The organism is Kitasatospora sp. NPDC001225 (genome assembly GCF_053597855.1).
Window position 1 is genome coordinate 1 of sequence record NZ_JBSFJC010000344.1, and the last position, 2,651, is coordinate 2,651.

Genomic DNA, 2,651 nt, shown 5'->3' on the forward strand with positions numbered 1-2,651 from the left:
GCCGGTACGTCGCCTTCAGCAGCGACGCCGCCAACGCCGTCCCCAGGAACGGCAGCGGCCGCACCGACGTCTACGTCCGCGACCGCCTGACCGGCCGTACCGAGCTGGTCACCGCCGGCACCGGCGCCGGAAACTCCGTCAGCCCCGCGATCAGCGCCGACGGCCGCTTCGTCGCCTACTCCTCGGACCGCGCCGACCTCGCCCCCGGGGCGGGGGCCGGCACCGCCAACGTCTACCTGACGGACCGCCGGACCGGCGGCACCCGGCTGGTCAGCACCGGGCAGGGCGGCGCCCCCGCCGACGGCGGCTCGGTGGAGCCCTCGCTCAGCGCGGACGGCCGGACCGTCGCGTTCCGGTCGAAGGCGGCCAACCTGCTGCCGGCCGCCGCGACCGGCCCGACCGCCCGGCCCGCCCTGAAGCCGCCGCCCGCCCGCCAGCTCTTCCCGCTCTACGTCCACGACACCCGCACCGGCCGGATCGAGGGCGCGAGCGTCGACGCGAGCGGCACCCTGCGCGACGCCGTGCGGCAGAGCCGGCTGAGCCCCGACGGCCGGTTCGCGCTGTTCCGGGTGTTCGAGCCCGGCCAGGGCGCCACCCGCGTCCCGCTCCTCGCCCGCGACCTGCGCACCGGGGCGGTCACCGAGGTGGCCCCCGCCGGCACCCAGCCGGGCGTCATGACGGCGGACGACCGCTGGGTCTACTTCGTCTCGGACGACGCCGGCCTGGTGCCCGGCGACACCAACGGCGCCCCGGACCTCTTCCGGCGGGACCTGAGGACCGGCCTGGTCGAGCGGGTCGCCGAGGGCGTCGGCCCGTCCTTCGCGCCCGCGGTGGACGCGTTCGGCACCACCCTGCTGTTCGGCGCCCTGAACGGCACCGGCTCCGACGTCCTGGTGCGCTACCTGCCGCCCCGCTGACCGGCCGCGGCGCCCGGATCCCGCAGGGTGCGGCGCGCCGCGACCAGGGTGAGCAGGCCCCACAGGACGGCCAGCGCCGCGGTGACGTAGACGCCGCCGCGGCGGAACGGGAGGTCCTCGTCCAGGGAGACCGGCGGGGCCCAGCCCGCCGGGTCGACCAGGACGTTCTCGGTGTCGCCGACGGCGTACGCCGAGCAGCCGAAGCCGCCGACCCGGGCGTGCGGCAGCGGCCGGCCGTCGGCGCGGCGCAGGTCGCAGGTCCAGCTGACGGTGCCGTTCCTGTCCTTGGCGCTGTGGGCCGCGGTGACCACCACCGCGGTCTCCACCCCGCGGTCGGTGAGGATCTGCGCCCGGATGCTCCCCGCCGGCAGCGCCAGCAGCAGCACGCCGAACAGGACGGCCGGCCAGATGACCAGGCCGCGGGGCCGGACGAAGCCGAGCCCGATGACGCCCGCCGAGAGCACCACGAACGCCAGGATGCCGCAGGGGAGTTCGTAGTCCGGGTTGCTGCCGAGCACGGCCAGGCCGACCATCAGCACCGGGGTGAGCACCCCGACCGGCCAGGCCGTCCGGCGGACCGCCTTCGGTGACAGCTGCGGCTCCGGGCGCCTGCGGACCCGCTTCGGCGGCCGGACCACCCCCTCCGCGAGCGGCCTCTTCTGCTTCTTCCTGCGGGCCATGCCTTCCCCCGTCCGTTCTTCCGTGGTGCTGGGGACAGTCTGACCGCCGCTCCCGGCACGCGGTACGGAGGGGCGGGGCGGTGACCGCCCGTCAGGCCCTCGACGCGGGTGTTACCGACGAGTTCATCACATGCTCGCCCGCTGTCTTGCGGGCCGTGCGGGGAGCCGAGTTGGATACACAACATCCCTTGACCCGACGGGTCCACGACAACACCCGCGATGCCCTCCTGGAGGCCCGATGCCCCTGTCGTCCGTCCGCCGCACCCTCGCCGCCGGTGCCGCCGCCACCGTCCTCGCCGTGCTCGGCGCCGCCCCGGCCTCGGCCGAGACCGCCCCGACGACCGCGCCCCCGCTCGACGTGCTGACCTACAACACCTTCCTGATGAGCACCTCGCTCTACCCCAACTGGGGCCAGCAGCACCGGGCGCAGGCCATCGCCTCGGCGGACTTCTTCCAGGGCCACGACGTGGTCGTGCTGGAGGAGGCCTTCGACAACGCGGCCTCCGACGCGCTCACCGCCAAGGCCTCGGCCGCCTACCCGTACCACACGCCGGTGGTCGGCCGCTCCACCAGCGGCTGGGACGCCACCTCCGGCAGCTACAGCTCCACCACCCCCGAGGACGGCGGCGTCACCCTGCTCAGCAAGTGGCCGATCCTGCGCAAGGAGCAGTACGTCTTCAAGGACGCCTGCGGCTCGGACTGGTTCTCCAACAAGGGCTTCGCCTACGCCGTGCTGGACGTCAACGGCCGCCGCACCCACGTGGTCGGCACCCACCTCCAGTCCACCGACTCCGGCTGCGCGAGCGGCCAGGCCGCGGACATCCGGGCCAAGCAGCTCACCGCGATGCGCGCCTTCCTGGACGCCAAGCGGATCCCGGCCGACGAGCCGGTCCTGGTCGCGGGCGACCTCAACATCGACTCGCACGGCTCCGAGTACCAGGCGCTGCTGAGCAACGGCAACCTCGCCCTGGACGGGCTGCGCCCGCGCGCCTACCTCGGCGAGGAGGCCTGGCAGCACCACGTCCGGGTCTGGACGGAGGCCTGGCAGCGCCAC

General features: G+C 75.0%; 2 protein-coding genes and 1 pseudogene. 2 read left to right on the forward strand and 1 reads right to left on the reverse strand.

Going from position 1 to position 2,651, the window contains the following annotated elements; translation table 11 throughout:
- Nucleotides 1–917: pseudogene (locus ACWDCZ_RS40175) on the forward strand (hypothetical protein); the annotation flags it as partial.
- On the opposite strand, the gene ACWDCZ_RS40180 reads toward ACWDCZ_RS40175, so the two are convergent.
- Nucleotides 899–1,597: a hypothetical protein gene (locus ACWDCZ_RS40180; protein WP_449818574.1), complete on the reverse strand. Its 699-nt coding sequence runs from the start codon at nt 1,595–1,597 to the stop codon at nt 899–901. The pseudogene ACWDCZ_RS40175 and the gene ACWDCZ_RS40180 sit on opposite strands and share 19 nt — an antisense overlap.
- Nucleotides 1,598–1,835: 238 nt before the next feature.
- On the opposite strand from ACWDCZ_RS40180, the gene sph reads away from it, so the two are divergent.
- A partial coding sequence (sph, locus tag ACWDCZ_RS40185) for a sphingomyelin phosphodiesterase (RefSeq protein ID WP_449818575.1) occupies nt 1,836–2,651 on the forward strand: 816 nt, incomplete at its 3' end.